The sequence below is a fragment of the Variovorax sp. RO1 genome (assembly GCF_002849325.1).
In the GTDB taxonomy this organism is placed as follows: domain Bacteria; phylum Pseudomonadota; class Gammaproteobacteria; order Burkholderiales; family Burkholderiaceae_C; genus Variovorax.
Window position 1 is genome coordinate 1,162,920 of sequence record NZ_PKMT01000002.1, and the last position, 16,228, is coordinate 1,179,147.

The window sequence follows — 16,228 nt, forward strand, 5'->3', positions numbered from 1 at the left end:
GTGTGGCGCGCCCCGCGCGGAGCGGGGCGGAATGCAAGAACCGGCGGATTCTGCCCGCGATCACACACGCATCCCGCACGAATTCGCACCTTCTTCAACCTTCCTCACCCAGGCTTAGGCCTTTACGCTTCCTTTTCATGCGGATTCTCGGCATCGACCCCGGTTTGCAGACCACCGGCTTCGGCGTGGTCGATGCGGACGGCCATGCGCTGCGCTACGTGGCCAGCGGCACCATCAGCACCCGGCACCTGGGCAGCGGCAACCTGCCGGCGCGCCTGAAGGTGCTGTTCGACGGCATCGGCGAGATCACGGCGCGCTACCAGCCCGATGCGTCGGCGGTCGAAATCATCTTTGTCAACGTCAACCCGCAGTCGACGCTGCTGCTGGGCCAGGCGCGCGGCGCCTGCGTGACGGCGCTGGTGAGCCACAACCTCTCGGTGGCCGAGTACACGGCGCTGCAGATGAAGAAGGCCGTGGCCGGCCACGGCCAGGCCGCGAAGGCGCAGGTGCAGGAGATGGTGAAACGCCTGCTCGACCTGCCCGGCCTGCCGGGCGCCGACGCGGCGGACGCACTGGGCATCGCCATCACGCACGCACAGGTCGGCCGCTCGATGGCGCGACTCGCGGAAGCGGCCGAGCTGTCGAAGACGCACGCCGGCACCTACCGGCAAGGGCGTTCGCGCTGAGGGCGCTTCAGCGCACGATGTAGCGCAGGTCGCCCAGGCGCTGGCGGCGCGCGCGCACCTCGAGGGCCACGGCGGGCGCATCGCCTGCCAGCGCCCGCGCGATCCAATTGGCCAGTTGCGGCATGTCCTCGGGCGTGAAGCCCAGCCGCACGATCTCGGGCACGCCCAGCCGCAGGCCGTTGATGTCGCCATCGACCGGCGCGATCGGCAGGCCGATGCCGCAGGCCAGCAACCCGCCTTGGGCCAACTGCTTCGCGGCGCGTTGCCCGCCGCCCCAGCGCGCGGCCTCGAGCGCGAACTGGTGCGACTGCGTGAAGCCGCGCGCCTTGGCGAACACCGGCAGGCCTTCGGCATCGAGCGCGCGGGCGAGCGCCTGCGCGGTGTCGCGCATCGCCGCCGCATAGGCCACGCCGTGCACCTTCCAGTCGAGCAGGCCACGGGCCAGTGCGGCCGTGCGGCCCGCATCCGAGTTGGCCGTAAGGCCGGGGTAGGCGATGGCGTCGATGCGCTCCATCAGCGCCGCATCGTTCGACACGATCAGCCCGCCGGCCGGGCCGCCCAGGCTCTTGTAGGTGCTCATGGTGATCGCATGCGCGCCCTCTTCGAGCGGCTGCGGCCAGGCCTTGCCGGCCACCATGCCCGAGAGGTGCGCGGCATCGAACAGCAGCTTCGCGCCCACGCTGTCGGCCACCTCGCGGATCGCGGACACCGGGTGCGGGAACAGGTTCAGGCTGCCGCCGATGGTGATGAGCTTGGGCTTCACCTCGCGCGCGAGCTTGGCCAGCGCCACCACGTCGACCGAGTAGCCGTCGGCATCGACCGGCGCCGGCACGGTCTTCAGGCCGTAGAGCCCGGCCGCGCCCGCCGCGTGGTGCGTCACGTGGCCGCCGATGGCGGGCGGCGGCGCGATGATCGTGTCGCCGGGCTGGCAGGTCGCCATGAACACGTAGAGATTCGACAGCGCGCCCGAGCTCACGCGCACCTCGGCGAAGCGCGCGCCGAACACCTCGGCCGCCAGCTCGGCGGCGACGACCTCGATGCGCTCGATGGCCTCCAGCCCCATCTCGTACTTGTCGCCCGGATAGCCCAGCGACGGACGCGAGCCCAGCCCGCGCGACAGCAGCGCCTCGGCGGCGGGGTTCATCACGTTGGTGGCGGGGTTGAGGTTCAGCCCGTCGACGTCGTGGATGCGGTGGTTGTCGGCCACGAGGCGTTCGATCTCCGCGACCACGCCTTCTGCGTCGCGCGCGGCGGCGTCGGCGGCAATGGCGAGCACGTGGTCCTCGCTGGCGGCGGGAACCCAGGAACGGCGGTGAAGGGCTGCGGGCATGCGGTGTCTCGCTGAGGAAAGGAATGACCGCATGGTCGCGCCCTGCGCCTGCACCAGCAACATGGATAAACTGGGCCCGAGCCCTAGAAAAACTTGGCCTCCATACCATGTCTCTTGCCCCACCCCGCCCTCGCCTGCCGCCGCACACGGCCGTGCGCGCCTTCGAGGCCGCGGCGCGCCACGGCAGCTTCGCGCGCGCGGCCGAAGAGCTGTTCGTGACACCCGCCGCCGTCGCGCAGCAGATCAAGGCGCTTGAGACCTGGGCCGGCGGTGCGCTGTTCGAGCGGCACAGCCAGGGCATCCGGCTCAGCGCGCACGGCCGGCGCGCGTTGCCTGCGCTCAGCGCGGCGGTCGACCAGCTCGGCCTCGCGGTGCAGGCGCTGCGCCAGGAAACGCAGACCGCCGCGCGCCGCAGCACGCTGCAGGTGGCGGCCCTGCCCGCCATGGCGCAGCTGTGGCTGTCGCCGCGGCTCTCGCGGCTGAAGGCTGCGCTGCCCGGCGTGCAGGTGTCGGTGACGGCGCTGGAGCAGCCGCCGAACTTTCGGCGCGAACCCTTCGACCTCGGGTTGTTCTACGCACGCGACACAGAGGCTGCCGTCGGCGCAACGGGCATCCCGCTCGCGCGCGACCGCCTTGTGCCCGTGTGCAGCCCGCGCGTGCGGCCGTCGCTGGAGAGCGGACGCCCGCGCCCGCTCGACGACCTCATCGATGTGCTCGCGCGCTGCGGCGGCCTGCACGACACGGTGTGGCGCGACGACTGGTCCCGCTGGCTGCAGGCCGTGCGCCCCGGCACCACCTCAACCGAAGCCGACGCGCTGGCCGCCGGCCCGGATTTCTCGCTCTACAGCCTCGCGCTGCAGGCCGCGCTCGATGGCGAAGGGGTGCTGATGGGGCGCGAGCGGCTGGTGGCGCCGCTGCTCGAGAAAGGCCGGCTGCATGCGCCCTGGGGACGGCCGAAGGCACTGGGAGACACGCTGATGTTGCTGGTGCCCGCGCACCGCAAGGGGCCGCTGCTTGCGCAGCAGGTGCAGGCGCTGCAGGCCCTGGTCGATTGAACGGCTGGCTGGCTACGCGACGCGCTCAGCAATCAGCACGGCGAAGAAGCCCAGTGCCGCAAGCACCGTCCACTTGAACACGACCCAGCCGAAACGGCGGTACTTGACCTGCCCCGTGCCCGCATAGAACGCGAAGGAAACGCCCGCCACCAGCAGAAGCAGCAGGATGGCCCAGCGAAAGAGAAGCATCGGGAAAAAAGGCGCGCGCCCTGCTTACCAGGCCCGCGCCACTTCGCCGAAGCCGCGCGGTGCGCGCTTCTCGTCTTCGAAGGTCACGACCTCGTAGGCGTCGCTGTGCGAGAGCAGCTCGCGCAGCAGCTTGTTGTTGAGCGCATGGCCCGAGCGGAACGCGGTGTACGCGGCCAGCAGCGGCTTGCCGATGATGTACAGGTCGCCCATGGCGTCGAGGATCTTGTGCTTCACGAACTCGTCGTCGTAGCGCAGGCCGCCGGCATTGAGCACCTTGGTGTCGTCCATGACGATGGCGTTGTCCAGGCCGCCGCCGAGCGCGAGGCCCTTGCTGCGCATGTACTCGACCTCTTTGGTGAAGCCGAAGGTGCGCGCGCGTGCGATGTCGCGGCTGTACGAGTCGGTGCCCAGGTCGAACTCCACGCGCTGGCCGGTGGAGTTGACGACGCGGTGGTCGAAATCGATCTCGAAGCTCAGCTTGAAGCCGTGGTACGGCTCCAGGCTCGCCCACTTCTCGTTGGCGCCCTCGCCTTCGCGCACCTCGACCTTGCGCAGCACGCGGATGAAGCGGCGCGGCGCCTTCTGCAGTTCGATGCCCGCGCTTTGCAGCAGGAACACGAAGGACGAGGCCGACCCGTCGAGGATCGGCACTTCGTCGGCCGTGATGTCGATGTAGAGGTTGTCGATGCCCAGGCCCGCGCAGGCGGACATGATGTGTTCGACCGTCTGCACCTTGGCGCCGCCCGTGGAGACGGTGGACGCCAGGCGCGTGTCGGTGACCGATTCGGCAGTCATGCGGATCTCGACCGGCTCGGGCAGGTCGACGCGGCGGAACACGATGCCCGTGTCGGCCGGGGCCGGTCGCAGCGTCAGCTCCACGCGTTGGCCGCTGTGAAGCCCCACGCCCACGGCGCGGCTGATCGACTTGAGGGTTCGTTGTTGCAGCACGCCCATGATTTTAGGCGGGCTGCGACCTTGACGCCCTATTCCCCTGGCTATGGCCGCGATAGACATGGACCGGTCAAAAAAGAAAGCGCACAAAAAAAAGCCGGGGAGCCCCCGGCGGTGGACGCAAGGGGCACGAGGTGAACGCAGCGCCTAGAGCCGGGGGTCAGTCCCTTTCAGGTCTTCCCCGTCCCCTTGCGAACCCTCGTGCCCTCTGCGTTCGGTGGCCTGCGGTCAGTCGGCCTGACGGCGCAGGAATGCAGGGATTTCGAAGTCGTCCATGCCACCCGACGACAGCGCGTCGACCTTGGCGGCGGCCATCGTGCGGTTGGTGCGCCACACGCTGGGCACGGCCATGCCGTCGTAGTTGGGCTGGCTGCCCGAACCACCACCCGCGTGGCCCATGCCGCCAAGCGTCGGCACGGTGAACGGGATGTTGTCGGTGCCGGTGCGAATCACTTCGAGCGTCGGAGCCTGGCGGCGTGCGTCGGCACGCGACAGGCCCGTGGCCACCACCGTGACGCGCATCTGGTCGCCCAGGCTTTCGTCGTAGGCGGCGCCGTAGATCACGTGCGCGTCGGGCGAAGCGTAGGCGCGGATGGTGTTCATCGCGAGCTTCGACTCGTTCAGCTTCAGCGAACCCTTCGATGCCGTCACCAGCACCAGCACGCCCTTGGCGCCCGAGAGGTCGATGCCTTCGAGCAGCGGGCAGGCCACGGCCTGCTCGGCGGCGATGCGCGCGCGGTCGGGGCCTGCAGCCGCGGCCGTGCCCATCATGGCCTTGCCGGGTTCGCCCATCACGGTGCGCACGTCTTCGAAGTCGACGTTCACGCCGCCGTACTCGTTGATGATTTCCGAGATACCACCCACGGCGTTCTTCAGCACGTCGTTGGCGTGCGCGAAGGCTTCGTCCTGCGTGATGTCTTCACCCAGCACGTCGAGCAGCTTCTCGTTGAGCACGACGATCAGCGAATCGACGTTGGCTTCGAGCTCGGCCAGGCCGGCATCGGCGTTGGTCATGCGACGGCCGCCTTCCCAGTCGAAGGGCTTGGTCACCACACCCACGGTGAGGATGCCCATTTCCTTGGCCACGCGCGCGATCACGGGCGCCGCGCCGGTGCCGGTGCCGCCGCCCATGCCGGCCGTGATGAACAGCATGTGCGCGCCGTCGATGGCGGCGCGGATGTCGTCCACTGCGGCTTCGGCCGCGTCACGGCCCTTCTCGGGCTTGCTGCCGGCGCCCAGGCCGCTGATGCCCAGCTGGATGTTCTTGTGCGCGTTGCTGCGTTGCAGGGCTTGCGCGTCGGTGTTGGCGCAAACGAACTGCACGCCTTGCACACCACGCTCCATCATGTGGGCGACCGCATTGCCACCGCCGCCGCCGACACCGATCACCTTGATCTGCGTGCCCTGGTTGAATTCTTCGACTTCGATCATTTCGATGGTCATTTCTAACTCCTTGAATATTGCAGTTGCCGTGATGTATCTATGAATATTTCTTCTGCCTGACGTGATCAACGGGATCGCCGTCGCGATGGTGGACCGGTGCGTCGCCATCGCTCGTTGAAATGCAGCGGAGGACCCGCGCGCGCGAGCCAGAGTGGGGAGTGGTTCATGGTCAGAAGTTCCCCACGATGAAGTCCTTGAAACGTCCGAACGCAGTCTTTACGGACCCGTTCTTCTGTGCGACCTTGAAACCACGCATGCGTGCAAAACGTGCTTCCTCGAGCAGGCCCATCACGGTGGCCGCGCGCGGCTGCGCCACCATGTCCGAGAGCGCGCTCGAGTACTTCGGAATACCGCGACGCACGGGCTTCAGGAAGATGTCTTCACCGAGCTCGACCATGCCGGGCATCACGGCACTGCCGCCCGTGAGCACCACGCCGGAAGACAGCACTTCCTCGTAGCCCGACTCGCGCACCACCTGCTGCACCAGCGAGAAGATTTCTTCGATGCGCGGCTCGATCACGCCGGCAAGCGCCTGCTTGCTCAACATGCGCGGGCCGCGATCGCCAAGGCCGGGGACTTCGACCTGCGATTCAGGGTCGGCCAGCAGCTGCTTGGCGTAGCCGTGCTCGACCTTGATGTCCTCCGCGTCCTTGGTGGGCGTGCGCAGGGCCATCGCGATGTCGCTCGTGATGAGGTCGCCCGCGATCGGGATCACGGCCGTGTGGCGGATCGCGCCGTTGGTGAAGATCGCCACATCGGTGGTGCCCGCGCCGATGTCGACCAGCACCACGCCGAGTTCACGCTCGTCTTCGGTGAGCACCGCCTGGCTCGAGGCCAGCGGGTTCAGCATCAGCTGGTCGACCTCCAGGCCGCAGCGGCGCACGCACTTGATGATGTTCTCGGCCGCGCTCTGTGCGCCGGTCACGATGTGCACCTTGGCCTCCAGGCGCATGCCGCTCATGCCGATCGGCTCCTTCACGTCCTGCCCGTCGATCACGAATTCCTGCGGCTCCACCAGCAGGAGGCGCTGGTCGCTCGAGATGTTGATGGCGCGCGCCGTCTCGACCACGCGGGCCACATCGGCGGGCGTGACTTCCTTGTCCTTCACCGCCACCATGCCGCTCGAATTGATGCCGCGGATGTGGCTGCCGGTGATGCCGGTGTAGACGCGGCTGATCTTGCAGTCGGCCATCAGCTCGGCTTCTTTCAGCGCCTGCTGGATGCTCTGCACGGTGGCGTCGATGTTCACCACGACGCCGCGCTTGAGGCCGTTGCTGGGCGCGATGCCCAGGCCGGCCAGCTTGAGCTCGCCGCCTTGCAGCACCTCGGCCACGACCACCATCACCTTGGCGGTTCCGATGTCCAGGCCTACGACCAGGTCTTTGTATTCTTTGGGCATGTAGATGTCCTCGGTATTCGCTACTTGATTTTTCTTGGGGCCTCGGGCGAGACCGTGGTGACGCCGCGCAGCCGCAGGGCATACGCGTCGTTGTGGCGCAGATCGGCGCGTTCGACGTCGGCCACCGTGCGGCGGTACTGGCCCGCGACCTGCGTCACGGTCTTCAGGAACCGCTGCAGGCGCGCCGACACCTCGTCGCTCTGGCCGCGGCCGAGTTCGATCTCGGCGCCGTTGTCCAGCAGCACCTTCCAGCTGCCGCGGCTGGACAGCCGCAGCTCGGCGATGTCGAAGTCGTAGGGCTCGAACATCGGCGCGAGCACGCGGTACATGCCCAGCACCTGCCCGGCCTGCTCGATCGGGCCGTCCAGGCGCGGCAGGTCGCTGTCGACCTCGGCCACGTTGGCCTCGAACACGTCGCCGAACCCGTTGATCAGCTTGGAGCCGGCTTCCTCACCCCACACCGCCACCGGCACCTGCTCGGTCAGCGTCACGCGCAGCTTGTTCGGGAACTCGCGCCGCACCACCGCGCTGCGCACCCACGGCACCGTCTCGAAGGCGGTGCGCGCACGCGCCAGGTCGATGGTGAAGAAGTTGCCCTTGAGCTGCGGTGCCACGTTGGCGCGCAGCGTGACCGCGTTGTTGTGCGTGACCTCGCCGTCCACTTTGATGCCCGAGATCGGGAAGAAAGGCTGGCGCAGCACCCACCACGCGCTCGCCGCCAGCAGCATGAGCGCCACCAGCACGAACGCAACGTTCGCGACGATGTTCATCAGCTTGACGTCGAAGGGAGCGGTAGTACTCACAAATGCTCCCCCAGGCTGCGCCGCTGCGCGGCTCCGCCAACCCCCTCGCAAGCGAGGGGGCGAACGCCTTCGGGCGGCCGGGCGGCGTTCATGTCGGCCATGGCTTAGTTCGCGCCTCCCCTGGCATCGAGCGATGCGGACGCGAGCACGCGCACGCACAGCTCTTCGTAGGGAATGCCCGCCGCGCGCGCCGACATCGGCACCAGCGAATGGCTGGTCATGCCGGGCGAGGTGTTCATCTCGAGCAGGAAGGGCTTGCGGTCGCTGGCGCGGATCATCACGTCGGCGCGGCCCCAGCCGCGGCAGCCGAGCGTGTGGTACGCCGCCAGCGTGATGCGCTGGATCTCGCGCTCCTCGGCTTCGGGCAGGCCGCTCGGGCACTGGTACTTCACGTCGTCGGTGAAGTACTTGTTCTGGTAGTCGTAGGCGCCCTCGGGCGCGGCGATGCGCACCACGGGCAGCGCGCGTGCATCGAGCCCCTGGCCGAGCACGGCGCAGGTGACTTCTTCGCCGTCGATGAACTCTTCGCACAGCACGTCGGCATCGAACTTCGCCGACAACGCGACGGCGTCCTGCATCTGCGAGTAGCCCTCGACCTTGGTCACGCCGATGGACGAGCCCTCGCGCGGCGGCTTCACGATCAGCGGCAGGCCGAGCACGTCGGGCACCACCATGACCTGCTCGCGGCTTTGCTGGTCGAAGGCCAGGCGCACGTACTTGGGCGTCGGCAGGCCGTCGGCCTGCCAGATGCGCTTGGTCATGACCTTGTCCATGGCCACGCTCGAGGCCATCACGCCCGAGCCGGTGTAGGGAATGCCGAGCAGCTCGAGCGCGCCCTGCACGGTGCCGTCTTCGCCATGGCGGCCGTGCAGCGCGACGAAGCAGCGATCGAAGCCTTCGCGCTTCAGGTCGGTGAGTTCGCGCTCGGACGGGTCGAACGCATGCGCGTCGACGCCGCGCGAACGCAGGGCCTCCAGCACGCCGGCGCCGGACATCAGCGACACCTCGCGTTCAGCGGAACTGCCGCCGAACAACACGGCCACCTTGCCGAAAAGTTGTGGATCCTGAAGGCTCACGAGGCCCTCCCCTTGCGCGCAGTGCGCTCTGAAGTTGTTGATGAGGGTGCGGGCGACGGCGCGACAGCCGCGCCGAGTTCGACCACCTTGCCCGGCACGGCGCCGATGGAGCCTGCGCCCATGCACAGCACCACGTCGCCCGCGCGGGCGTTGTCCAGAATGGTCTGCGGCAGCGCGGCGATGTCGTCCACGAACACCGGCTCGACCTTGCCGGCCACGCGCAGCGCGCGCGCCAGCGACCGGCCGTCGGCGGCCACGATGGGCGCCTCGCCCGCGGCATAGACCTCGCCCAGCAGCACCGAGTCGGCCGTGCCGATGACTTTCACGAAGTCTTCGAAGCAGTCGCGCGTGCGGGTGTAGCGGTGCGGCTGGAAGGCCAGCACCAGCCGGCGGCCCGGGAAGGCGCCGCGCGCGGCGGAAATGGTCGCCGCCATCTCGACCGGGTGATGCCCGTAGTCGTCGATGACGGTGAAGCAGCCGCCGGCCGTGTCGTTCGGCACGGCCACGTCGCCATAACTCTGGAAGCGGCGACCCACGCCCTTGAAGCCTTCGAGGCCGCGCTGCACGGCCTCGTCGGGAATGCCGAGCTCGACGGCCACGGCGATCACCGACAGCGCATTGCGCACGTTGTGCTCGCCCGGCAGGTTCAGCACGATGGGCAGGTCGGGCAGCGTCACGCCGTTGCGGCGCTGCGCGGTGAAATGCATCTGGGCGCCGACGGCGCGCACGTCGATGGCGCGCACCTGGGCGTCTTCGCCGAAGCCGTAGCTGGTGACCGGGCAGGTCACGTCGGCCACGATGTCGCGCACCGCCGGATCGTCGGTGCACAGGATGGCCACGCCGTAGAACGGCATGCGGTGCAGGAAGTCGACAAAGGCTTTCTTCAGCTTCGCGAAGTCGTGCCCGTAGGTCTCCATGTGGTCGGCGTCGATGTTCGTGACCACCGCCATCACGGGCAGCAGGTTCAGGAACGAGGCGTCCGACTCGTCGGCCTCGACCACGATGTAGTCGCCACTGCCCAGCTGCGCATTGGCGCCGGCGCTGTTCAGGCGACCGCCGATCACGAAGGTCGGGTCGAGCCCGGCGGCGTCGAGCACGCTCGCCACGAGGCTGGTGGTGGTGGTCTTGCCGTGCGTGCCGGCGATGGCGATGCCCTGCTTCAGGCGCATCAGCTCCGCGAGCATCAGCGCGCGCGGCACGACCGGAATGCGCTTCTCGCGCGCGGCCAGCACCTCGGGGTTGTCCGACTGCACGGCGGTGGACGTGACGACCGCGTCGGCGCCGTCGATGTGCGCGGCGGCGTGGCCCACGAAGGTGCCGATGCCCAGGCCCGCGAGGCGGCGCAGCGTGGCGCTGTCCGACAGGTCGGAGCCCGTGATCTTGTAGCCCAGGTTCAGCAGCACCTCCGCGATGCCGCTCATGCCGGAGCCGCCGACGCCGACGAAGTGGATGTGACGGATCGCGTGCTTCATTTCGCGAGCTCCTCGCAGGCGCGGACGACCGCCTCGACGGCTTCGGTCTTCTGCAGGGTCTTGGCCTTCTGGGCCCGGTCGATCAAGGTCGCGCGTTCGGTTGTCTGTAGCAAATCAGCCAGCAATTCAGGGGTGAGGTCGGTCTGCTGCACCAGCCAACCGCCGCCCGCGTCCACGAGGAAGCGCGCGTTGGTGGTCTGGTGGTCGTCGACCGCCGAGGGGAAAGGCACGAACAGCGCTGCTGCGCCGACGGCCGCGATTTCGGTGACGGTGCTGGCACCCGCGCGCGCGACGATGAGGTCGGCCTCGGCGTACGCCTGCGCGGTGTCGTCGATGAAGGGCGTGAGTTCGCCCTCGACGCCGGCTGCCGCATAGTTGGCACGCAGTTCGTCGATCTGCTTGGCGCCGCTCTGGTGCAGCACCTGTGGACGAAGGTCGGGCGCGATGCGCGCCAGCGCCTGCGGCACGACGGTGTTGAGCGCACGCGCGCCCAGGCTGCCGCCGACCACCAGCAACTTGAGCGGACCCGTGCGGCCCGCGAAGCGCGTGGCCGGATCGGGCTGCGACGTGAACGCCGCGCGCAGCGGATTGCCCACCCACTGCGCCTTCTTCAGCACGTTCGGGAAGGCGGTGAACACGCGGTCGGCCACGCCTGCCAGCACCTTGTTGGCAAGGCCGGCGACCGAGTTCTGTTCGTGCAGCACCAGCGGCTTGCCCATGAGCACGCCCATCATCCCGCCCGGGAAGGTGATGTAGCCACCGAGGCCCACCAGCACGTCGGGCTTCACGCGGCGCACCACGCCCAGGCTCTGCCAGAAGGCGCGCAGCAGCTTCAGCGGCAGCAGGAATAGCGTGAGCGGACCCTTGCCGCGCACGCCGCCGAACTGCACCGGCTCGAAGGCGAAGCCGCGCGGGGGCACGAGTTTCTCTTCCATGCTGCCGGGCGCGCCCAGCCAGTGCACGCGCCAGCCGCGCTCGCGCAGGGCCTCGGCCACGGCCAGACCCGGGAAGATGTGGCCGCCCGTGCCGCCTGCCATGACGAGTGCGGTGCGGCCGGTCATACGCGACCTCCCCGCATGAGCACGCGGTTCTCATAGTCGATGCGCAGCACGACAGCCAGCGCCACGAGGTTCATCAAGATCGCCGAACCGCCGAAGCTCATCAGCGGCAAGGTCAGGCCCTTGGTCGGCAGTGCGCCGAGGTTCACGCCCATGTTGATGAAGGCCTGGAAGCCGACCCACACGCCCACGCCCTGCGCCACGAGGCCCGAGAACACGCGATCGAGCGCGATCGCCTGGCGGCCGATGTGCATGATGCGGCGCGTGAGCCAGAGGAACATGCCGATGATCAGCAGCACGCCGATGAGGCCGAACTCTTCGCCGATCACAGCGAGCAAAAAGTCGGTGTGCGCTTCGGGCAGCCAGTGCAGTTTCTCGACGCTGCCGCCCAGGCCCACGCCGAAGATCTCGCCGCGCCCGATGGCGATCAGCGAGTGCGACAGCTGGTAGCCCTTGCCCAGCGCGTGCTCTTCGCTCCACGGATCGAGGTACGCAAAGATGCGCTCGCGGCGCCACGGGCTGCTCGCCACGATGGAGCCGAAGGCCACCACCACCAGCGTCGCGATCACGAAGAACATGCGCGCGTTCACGCCGCCCAAAAACAGGATGCCCATGGCGATCACGGCGATCACCATGAACGCGCCCATGTCGGGCTCGGCCATCACCAGCATGCCGACCACCACCACCGCGATGCCCATCGGCAGCACGGCGCGGAAGAAGCGTTCCTTGATCTCCATCTTGCGCACCATGTAGCTGGCGGCGTAGAGCACCATCGCGAACTTGGCCAGCTCCGACGGCTGGAAGCGCATGAAGCCCATCGGCAGCCAGCGGCGCGCGCCGTTCACGTTGATGCCGATGTGCGGAATGAGCACCGCCACCAGCAGCAGCAGCGAAGCCACGAAGAGCCAGGGCGCGGTCCGCTCCCAGGTCTTCATCGGGATCTGGAAGGTCAGCAGCGCAGCGATGAAGGCGATGACCAGCGAAGCCGCGTGCCGCGTGAGGAAGAACGACGGACCGTAGCCGGCGCGCGCGAAGCGCGGGTTGTCGGGCAGCGCGATCGAGGCCGAATACACCATGATCAGGCCCCAGGTCATCAGCGCGACCGTGACCCAGACCAGCGCCTGGTCGAAGCCCAGCACGCGCATCGGCGTGGCCTTGGTCTGCGCGATGCCGGCGCCGCCCAGCCGCACGGGCAGGTGCACGGGCAGCGAATCCATGCCGCTGCGGGCGCGCCGGAACCAGCCGCCGAAACGGCTGCCGGTGCGGGTTTCCTGGCCTGCGGCTGCGGAGTTCAAATCGGGTCCTCCATCGATCCGGCGGTGGACAACGACGCGCTGGGCACATACGACACCACGGCATCGTCGCCACCCACGGCATCGCGCGGGCTGTCGGCGTAAGCCTCCACGGCCTCGCGGAACACCTCGGCGCGGTGCGCGTAGTCCTTGAACATGTCGAAGCTCGCACAGGCCGGTGACAGCAGCACGGCATCGCCGGGGTGGGCGCGCGCGGCGGCGAGCTTGACGGCTTCTTCCATCGAGCCCGCGTGCTTCAGCGACACGCCGGTAGTGGCCAGCGCGGCCTCGATGAGCGGGGCGTCACGGCCGATGAGCACGACGGCGCGCGCGTACTGGCGCACGGGGTCGGCCAGCGGCTCGAAGTCCTGGCCCTTGCCTTCGCCGCCGAGGATCACGACCACGCGGCGCTCTTCGCCGAGGCCGCTGAGCGCAGCCACGGTGGCGCCGACGTTGGTGCCCTTGCTGTCGTCAAAGAACTCGACCTCGTCCACGATGGCGATCGGTTCGACGCGGTGCGGCTCGCCGCGGTACTCGCGCAGGCCGTAGAGCATCGGGCCCAGCGGGCAGTCGGCGGCACTGGCGAGCGCGAGCGCGGCCAGGGCGTTCATGGCGTTGTGGCGCCCGCGAATGCGCAATGCGTCGGCGGGCATGAGGCGCTGGAAGAAGATTTCTTCTTCGACCACGGCGCCGCGCTTGCGCTTCTGCGTTTCGTCGGCTTCCAGCGCGCGCACCAGCCAGGCCACGCCGTTGATGCGCTCGATGCCGTAGTCGCCGGGACGCAGCGGCATCGCACCGCCGAAGGTGACGTGCGTGCGGATCTGCGGGCGCTGCAGCTTCACGCGGACGGGCGGCGGCAGCATGGCCATCACGCCGGCGTCGTCGCGGTTCAGGATCATCAGGCCCTTGGCGCCGAAGATGCGCGCCTTCGCGGCCGCGTAGGCCGGCATGTCGCCATGCCAGTCGAGGTGGTCCTGCGTGAGGTTGAGCACGGTCGCGGCCGTGGGCTCGAAGCCCTGCACGCCGTCGAGCTGGAAGCTCGAGAGTTCGAGCACCCACACCTCGGGCAGCGTGTCGGCGTCGATGTGCGCGGCCAGCGTGTCGAGCAGCGTCGGGCCGATGTTGCCGGCCACGGCCACGGTCTTGCCCGCGCGCTCGACCAGTTGGCCGGTGAGCGAGGTGACGGTGGTCTTGCCGTTGGTGCCGCTGATCGCGAGCACGGCCGGCGTGTAGCCCTTGGGCGCTTCGGGTTCAGGCTCGGGCACGAGCACCATCTGGGGCGTGTCTTCCTCGACCGCCGCCGACGCCGGGTTGGTGGCGGACAGCTCGGCGATCGTGGCGACGAACGCGGCGGCCTCCAGCGCGGCGGTGGGCACGTAGGGCTTGCCGGGGGGCGGGAGCCGGGAAAGGCTGGCGGCGGACGCGGGTGCAGCCGACGCGTCAGGTGCGTCGGGCACATCGGTGGTGGCGGCCGGTGCTGCGCCGTCTTCCGTGGCGGCGTCTTCAGCGACGACGTCTTCGGTGGGCGGCGTCACCGGGACGCTCAGCGACGCGTCGCGCGGCATGGCTTCGGCCATGGCGGGCGGCGTGGCGTCGACAGCTTCGGTCGGTTCGACGGGTGCGGCTGCTGCGGCAGCCGCATCGACTGGCAGTGCGGCTTCGGTCGACTCTGCGGCCACGGCCTCCGTGGGTGCAGCCGCCTCGGTCGCCTCCACAACGTCGACGGGTGCAGCCGCTTCGGGCTCGCCTTCGACAACTGCAGCAGCCTCCGACGCGGGCACTTCCGGCGTCTCGACCACCGCAGCATCCGCCACAGGGGCTTCTTCGCTCAAGGCCAGTTCGGCCTGGGCAGGCGTTTCAACGACAGGTTCGGCCACGGCGGTTTCAACCGGCACGTCAGCCTCGACTTCCACCACCGGCACCTCGACCGTCCGCAAATCGAGCAGCGCGCGCGCGAACAGGTCCAGCTCGCCGCCGACCACGAGGCCCACGGCCTTGGCGGCATTGACGACCGGCGCCAGCGTCGCGGGCGACAGGCCTGGCGAACGGTAGACGGCGCGGATCGGCGTGCCTTCGACCAGCGCGGCCGTGAGCGGCCCGCCGATGAAAGTGACATCGGGTAGCTCGGCCTGCAGCGTCGCGAGCGACGCCGGTGCCTCGCGCGTGTCGGCCACGGTCACGACCGCGCCGTGGCGCGCGCACCAGCGCGCCATCGCCAGCCCGGACGCGCCGAGGCCGAGGATGAGAACGGGGAGGTCTTTCAGGTGCCGCATGGTTGTGTTGTTACCGCAGCTTCAGCGTGGAAAGGCCGATGAGGCACAGCAGCATCGTGATGATCCAGAAGCGCACCACGACCTGCGTCTCGCGCCAGCCACTCTTCTCGAAGTGGTGGTGCAGCGGTGCCATCTTGAGCACGCGGCGGCCTTCGCCATAGCGCTTCTTCGTGTACTTGAAGTACATGACCTGCGCCATCACCGAGATCGCCTCGACCACGAAGATGCCGCCCATGATGAAGAACACGATCTCCTGGCGCACGATGACCGCGATGGTGCCCAGCGCGCCGCCCAGCGCCAGCGCGCCCACGTCGCCCATGAAGACCTGCGCCGGATGGGTGTTGAACCAGAGGAACGCGAGCCCCGCGCCGGCCATCGCCGAGCAGAACACCAGCAGCTCGCCAGAGCCCGGGATGTAGGGGAACAGCAGGTACTTGGAAAACACCGCGCTGCCCGTGACGTAGGCGAACACGCCCAGCGCCGAGCCCACCATCACCACCGGCATGATCGCCAGGCCGTCGAGGCCGTCGGTCAGGTTGACGGCGTTGCTCGCGCCCACGATCACGAGGTACGTGAGGATCACGAAGCCGATGCCGCCCAGCGGGTAGCTCACTTCCTTGAAGAAGGGCACCAGCAGGTTGATCTTGGGCGGAAAGTCGAGGTCGAAGCCCGAGCGCACCCAGGCGAAGAACAGCTCGAGCACGCGCCAGTTGGAGCTCTCGGAAATGCTGAACAGCAGGTAGAAGCCCGCGAGCAGGCCGACCACCGATTGCCAGAAATACTTCTCGCGCGAGCGCATGCCTTCGGGGTCCTTGCGCACCACCTTGCGCCAGTCGTCGACCCAGCCGATGGCGCCGAAGCCCATCGTCACCCACAGCACGATCCACACGAAACGGTTCGACAGGTCGAACCACAGCAAGGTGGCGAACGCGATGGCGAACAGCACCAACACGCCGCCCATGGTGGGCGTGCCGCTCTTGGTCAGGTGCGTTTCCATGCCGTAGCCGCGGATCGGCTGGCCGATCTTGAGCGCGGCAAGGCGGCGAATGACGTACGGGCCGGCCACCAGGCCGACCACGAGCGCGGTCAGCGCAGCCATGAGGGCGCGGAACGTGAGGTAGTTGAAAACGCGCAAAAACCCGAACTCGGGCGACAGCGTCTGCAGCCATTGGGCCAGGGACATCAGCATGGTGTGTTGCGC

The 16,228-nt window shown here is 68.7% G+C and carries 14 protein-coding genes; 2 read left to right on the forward strand and 12 right to left on the reverse strand.

Translation table 11 applies throughout. The features are described 5' to 3' along the window. The first annotated feature begins 137 nt into the window (after positions 1 to 137). Positions 138 to 686 carry a crossover junction endodeoxyribonuclease RuvC gene (ruvC, locus tag CY658_RS16500; protein ID WP_101491194.1) on the forward strand — a complete coding sequence of 183 codons (549 nt, stop codon included), beginning with the start codon at positions 138 to 140 and terminating at the stop codon, positions 684 to 686. A 7-nt stretch (positions 687 to 693) separates the two neighbouring features. Here ruvC and glyA read toward each other — a convergent pair whose 3' ends face one another. Next, positions 694 to 2,016, reverse strand: a complete 1,323-nt coding sequence (gene glyA / locus CY658_RS16505; RefSeq protein WP_101491195.1) for a serine hydroxymethyltransferase — start codon at positions 2,014 to 2,016, stop codon at positions 694 to 696. Positions 2,017 to 2,123: 107 nt separating this feature from the next. Between glyA and CY658_RS16510 the strand changes: the two genes are divergently transcribed. Beyond that, positions 2,124 to 3,071 carry a LysR family transcriptional regulator gene (locus CY658_RS16510; RefSeq protein ID WP_101491196.1) on the forward strand — a complete coding sequence of 316 codons (948 nt, stop codon included), beginning with the start codon at positions 2,124 to 2,126 and terminating at the stop codon, positions 3,069 to 3,071. A gap of 12 nt (positions 3,072 to 3,083) precedes the next feature. On the opposite strand, the gene CY658_RS32795 is transcribed toward CY658_RS16510, so the two are convergent. From CY658_RS32795 to mraY, 11 genes are all read right to left on the reverse strand, one after another. Further along, positions 3,084 to 3,260, reverse strand: a complete 177-nt coding sequence (locus CY658_RS32795) for a hypothetical protein (RefSeq protein ID WP_180838962.1) — start codon at positions 3,258 to 3,260, stop codon at positions 3,084 to 3,086. Between the two features lie 24 nt (positions 3,261 to 3,284). Next, positions 3,285 to 4,208 carry a UDP-3-O-acyl-N-acetylglucosamine deacetylase gene (gene lpxC, locus CY658_RS16515; protein ID WP_056575680.1) on the reverse strand — a complete coding sequence of 308 codons (924 nt, stop codon included), beginning with the start codon at positions 4,206 to 4,208 and terminating at the stop codon, positions 3,285 to 3,287. 231 nt (positions 4,209 to 4,439) lie between these two features. After that, entirely contained in the window at positions 4,440 to 5,654 is a 1,215-nt protein-coding gene (gene ftsZ / locus CY658_RS16520; protein ID WP_099795080.1) for a cell division protein FtsZ, read from the reverse strand. Between the two features lie 169 nt (positions 5,655 to 5,823). Continuing rightward, positions 5,824 to 7,053 (reverse strand): cell division protein FtsA, encoded by a 1,230-nt coding sequence (gene ftsA, locus CY658_RS16525; RefSeq protein ID WP_056575685.1) that lies wholly within the window; start codon positions 7,051 to 7,053, stop codon positions 5,824 to 5,826. A 20-nt stretch (positions 7,054 to 7,073) separates the two neighbouring features. Then, entirely contained in the window at positions 7,074 to 7,823 is a 750-nt protein-coding gene (locus tag CY658_RS16530) for a cell division protein FtsQ/DivIB (protein WP_101491197.1), read from the reverse strand. A gap of 137 nt (positions 7,824 to 7,960) precedes the next feature. Further along, positions 7,961 to 8,932 (reverse strand): D-alanine--D-alanine ligase, encoded by a 972-nt coding sequence (locus CY658_RS16535; RefSeq protein ID WP_101491198.1) that lies wholly within the window; start codon positions 8,930 to 8,932, stop codon positions 7,961 to 7,963. Then, positions 8,929 to 10,404 (reverse strand): UDP-N-acetylmuramate--L-alanine ligase, encoded by a 1,476-nt coding sequence (murC, locus tag CY658_RS16540; RefSeq protein ID WP_101491199.1) that lies wholly within the window; start codon positions 10,402 to 10,404, stop codon positions 8,929 to 8,931. The genes CY658_RS16535 and murC overlap by 4 nt, the downstream gene beginning before the upstream one ends. Continuing rightward, complete coding sequence (gene murG, locus CY658_RS16545; RefSeq protein ID WP_101491200.1) at positions 10,401 to 11,465, reverse strand: undecaprenyldiphospho-muramoylpentapeptide beta-N-acetylglucosaminyltransferase; 1,065 nt, start codon at positions 11,463 to 11,465, stop codon at positions 10,401 to 10,403. Before murG ends, murC begins: the two co-directional genes overlap by 4 nt. Further along, positions 11,462 to 12,757: a putative lipid II flippase FtsW gene (gene ftsW / locus CY658_RS16550; protein ID WP_101491201.1), complete on the reverse strand. Its 1,296-nt coding sequence runs from the start codon at positions 12,755 to 12,757 to the stop codon at positions 11,462 to 11,464. Before ftsW ends, murG begins: the two co-directional genes overlap by 4 nt. Further along, the gene (gene murD, locus CY658_RS16555) at positions 12,754 to 15,027 is read right to left on the reverse strand and encodes a UDP-N-acetylmuramoyl-L-alanine--D-glutamate ligase (protein ID WP_101491202.1); all 2,274 of its coding nucleotides are present in this window, start codon (positions 15,025 to 15,027) and stop codon (positions 12,754 to 12,756) included. Before murD ends, ftsW begins: the two co-directional genes overlap by 4 nt. A 10-nt stretch (positions 15,028 to 15,037) precedes the next feature. Further along, positions 15,038 to 16,216 carry a phospho-N-acetylmuramoyl-pentapeptide-transferase gene (gene mraY / locus CY658_RS16560; protein ID WP_101491203.1) on the reverse strand — a complete coding sequence of 393 codons (1,179 nt, stop codon included), beginning with the start codon at positions 16,214 to 16,216 and terminating at the stop codon, positions 15,038 to 15,040. Between the last annotated feature and the right edge of the window lie 12 nt (positions 16,217 to 16,228).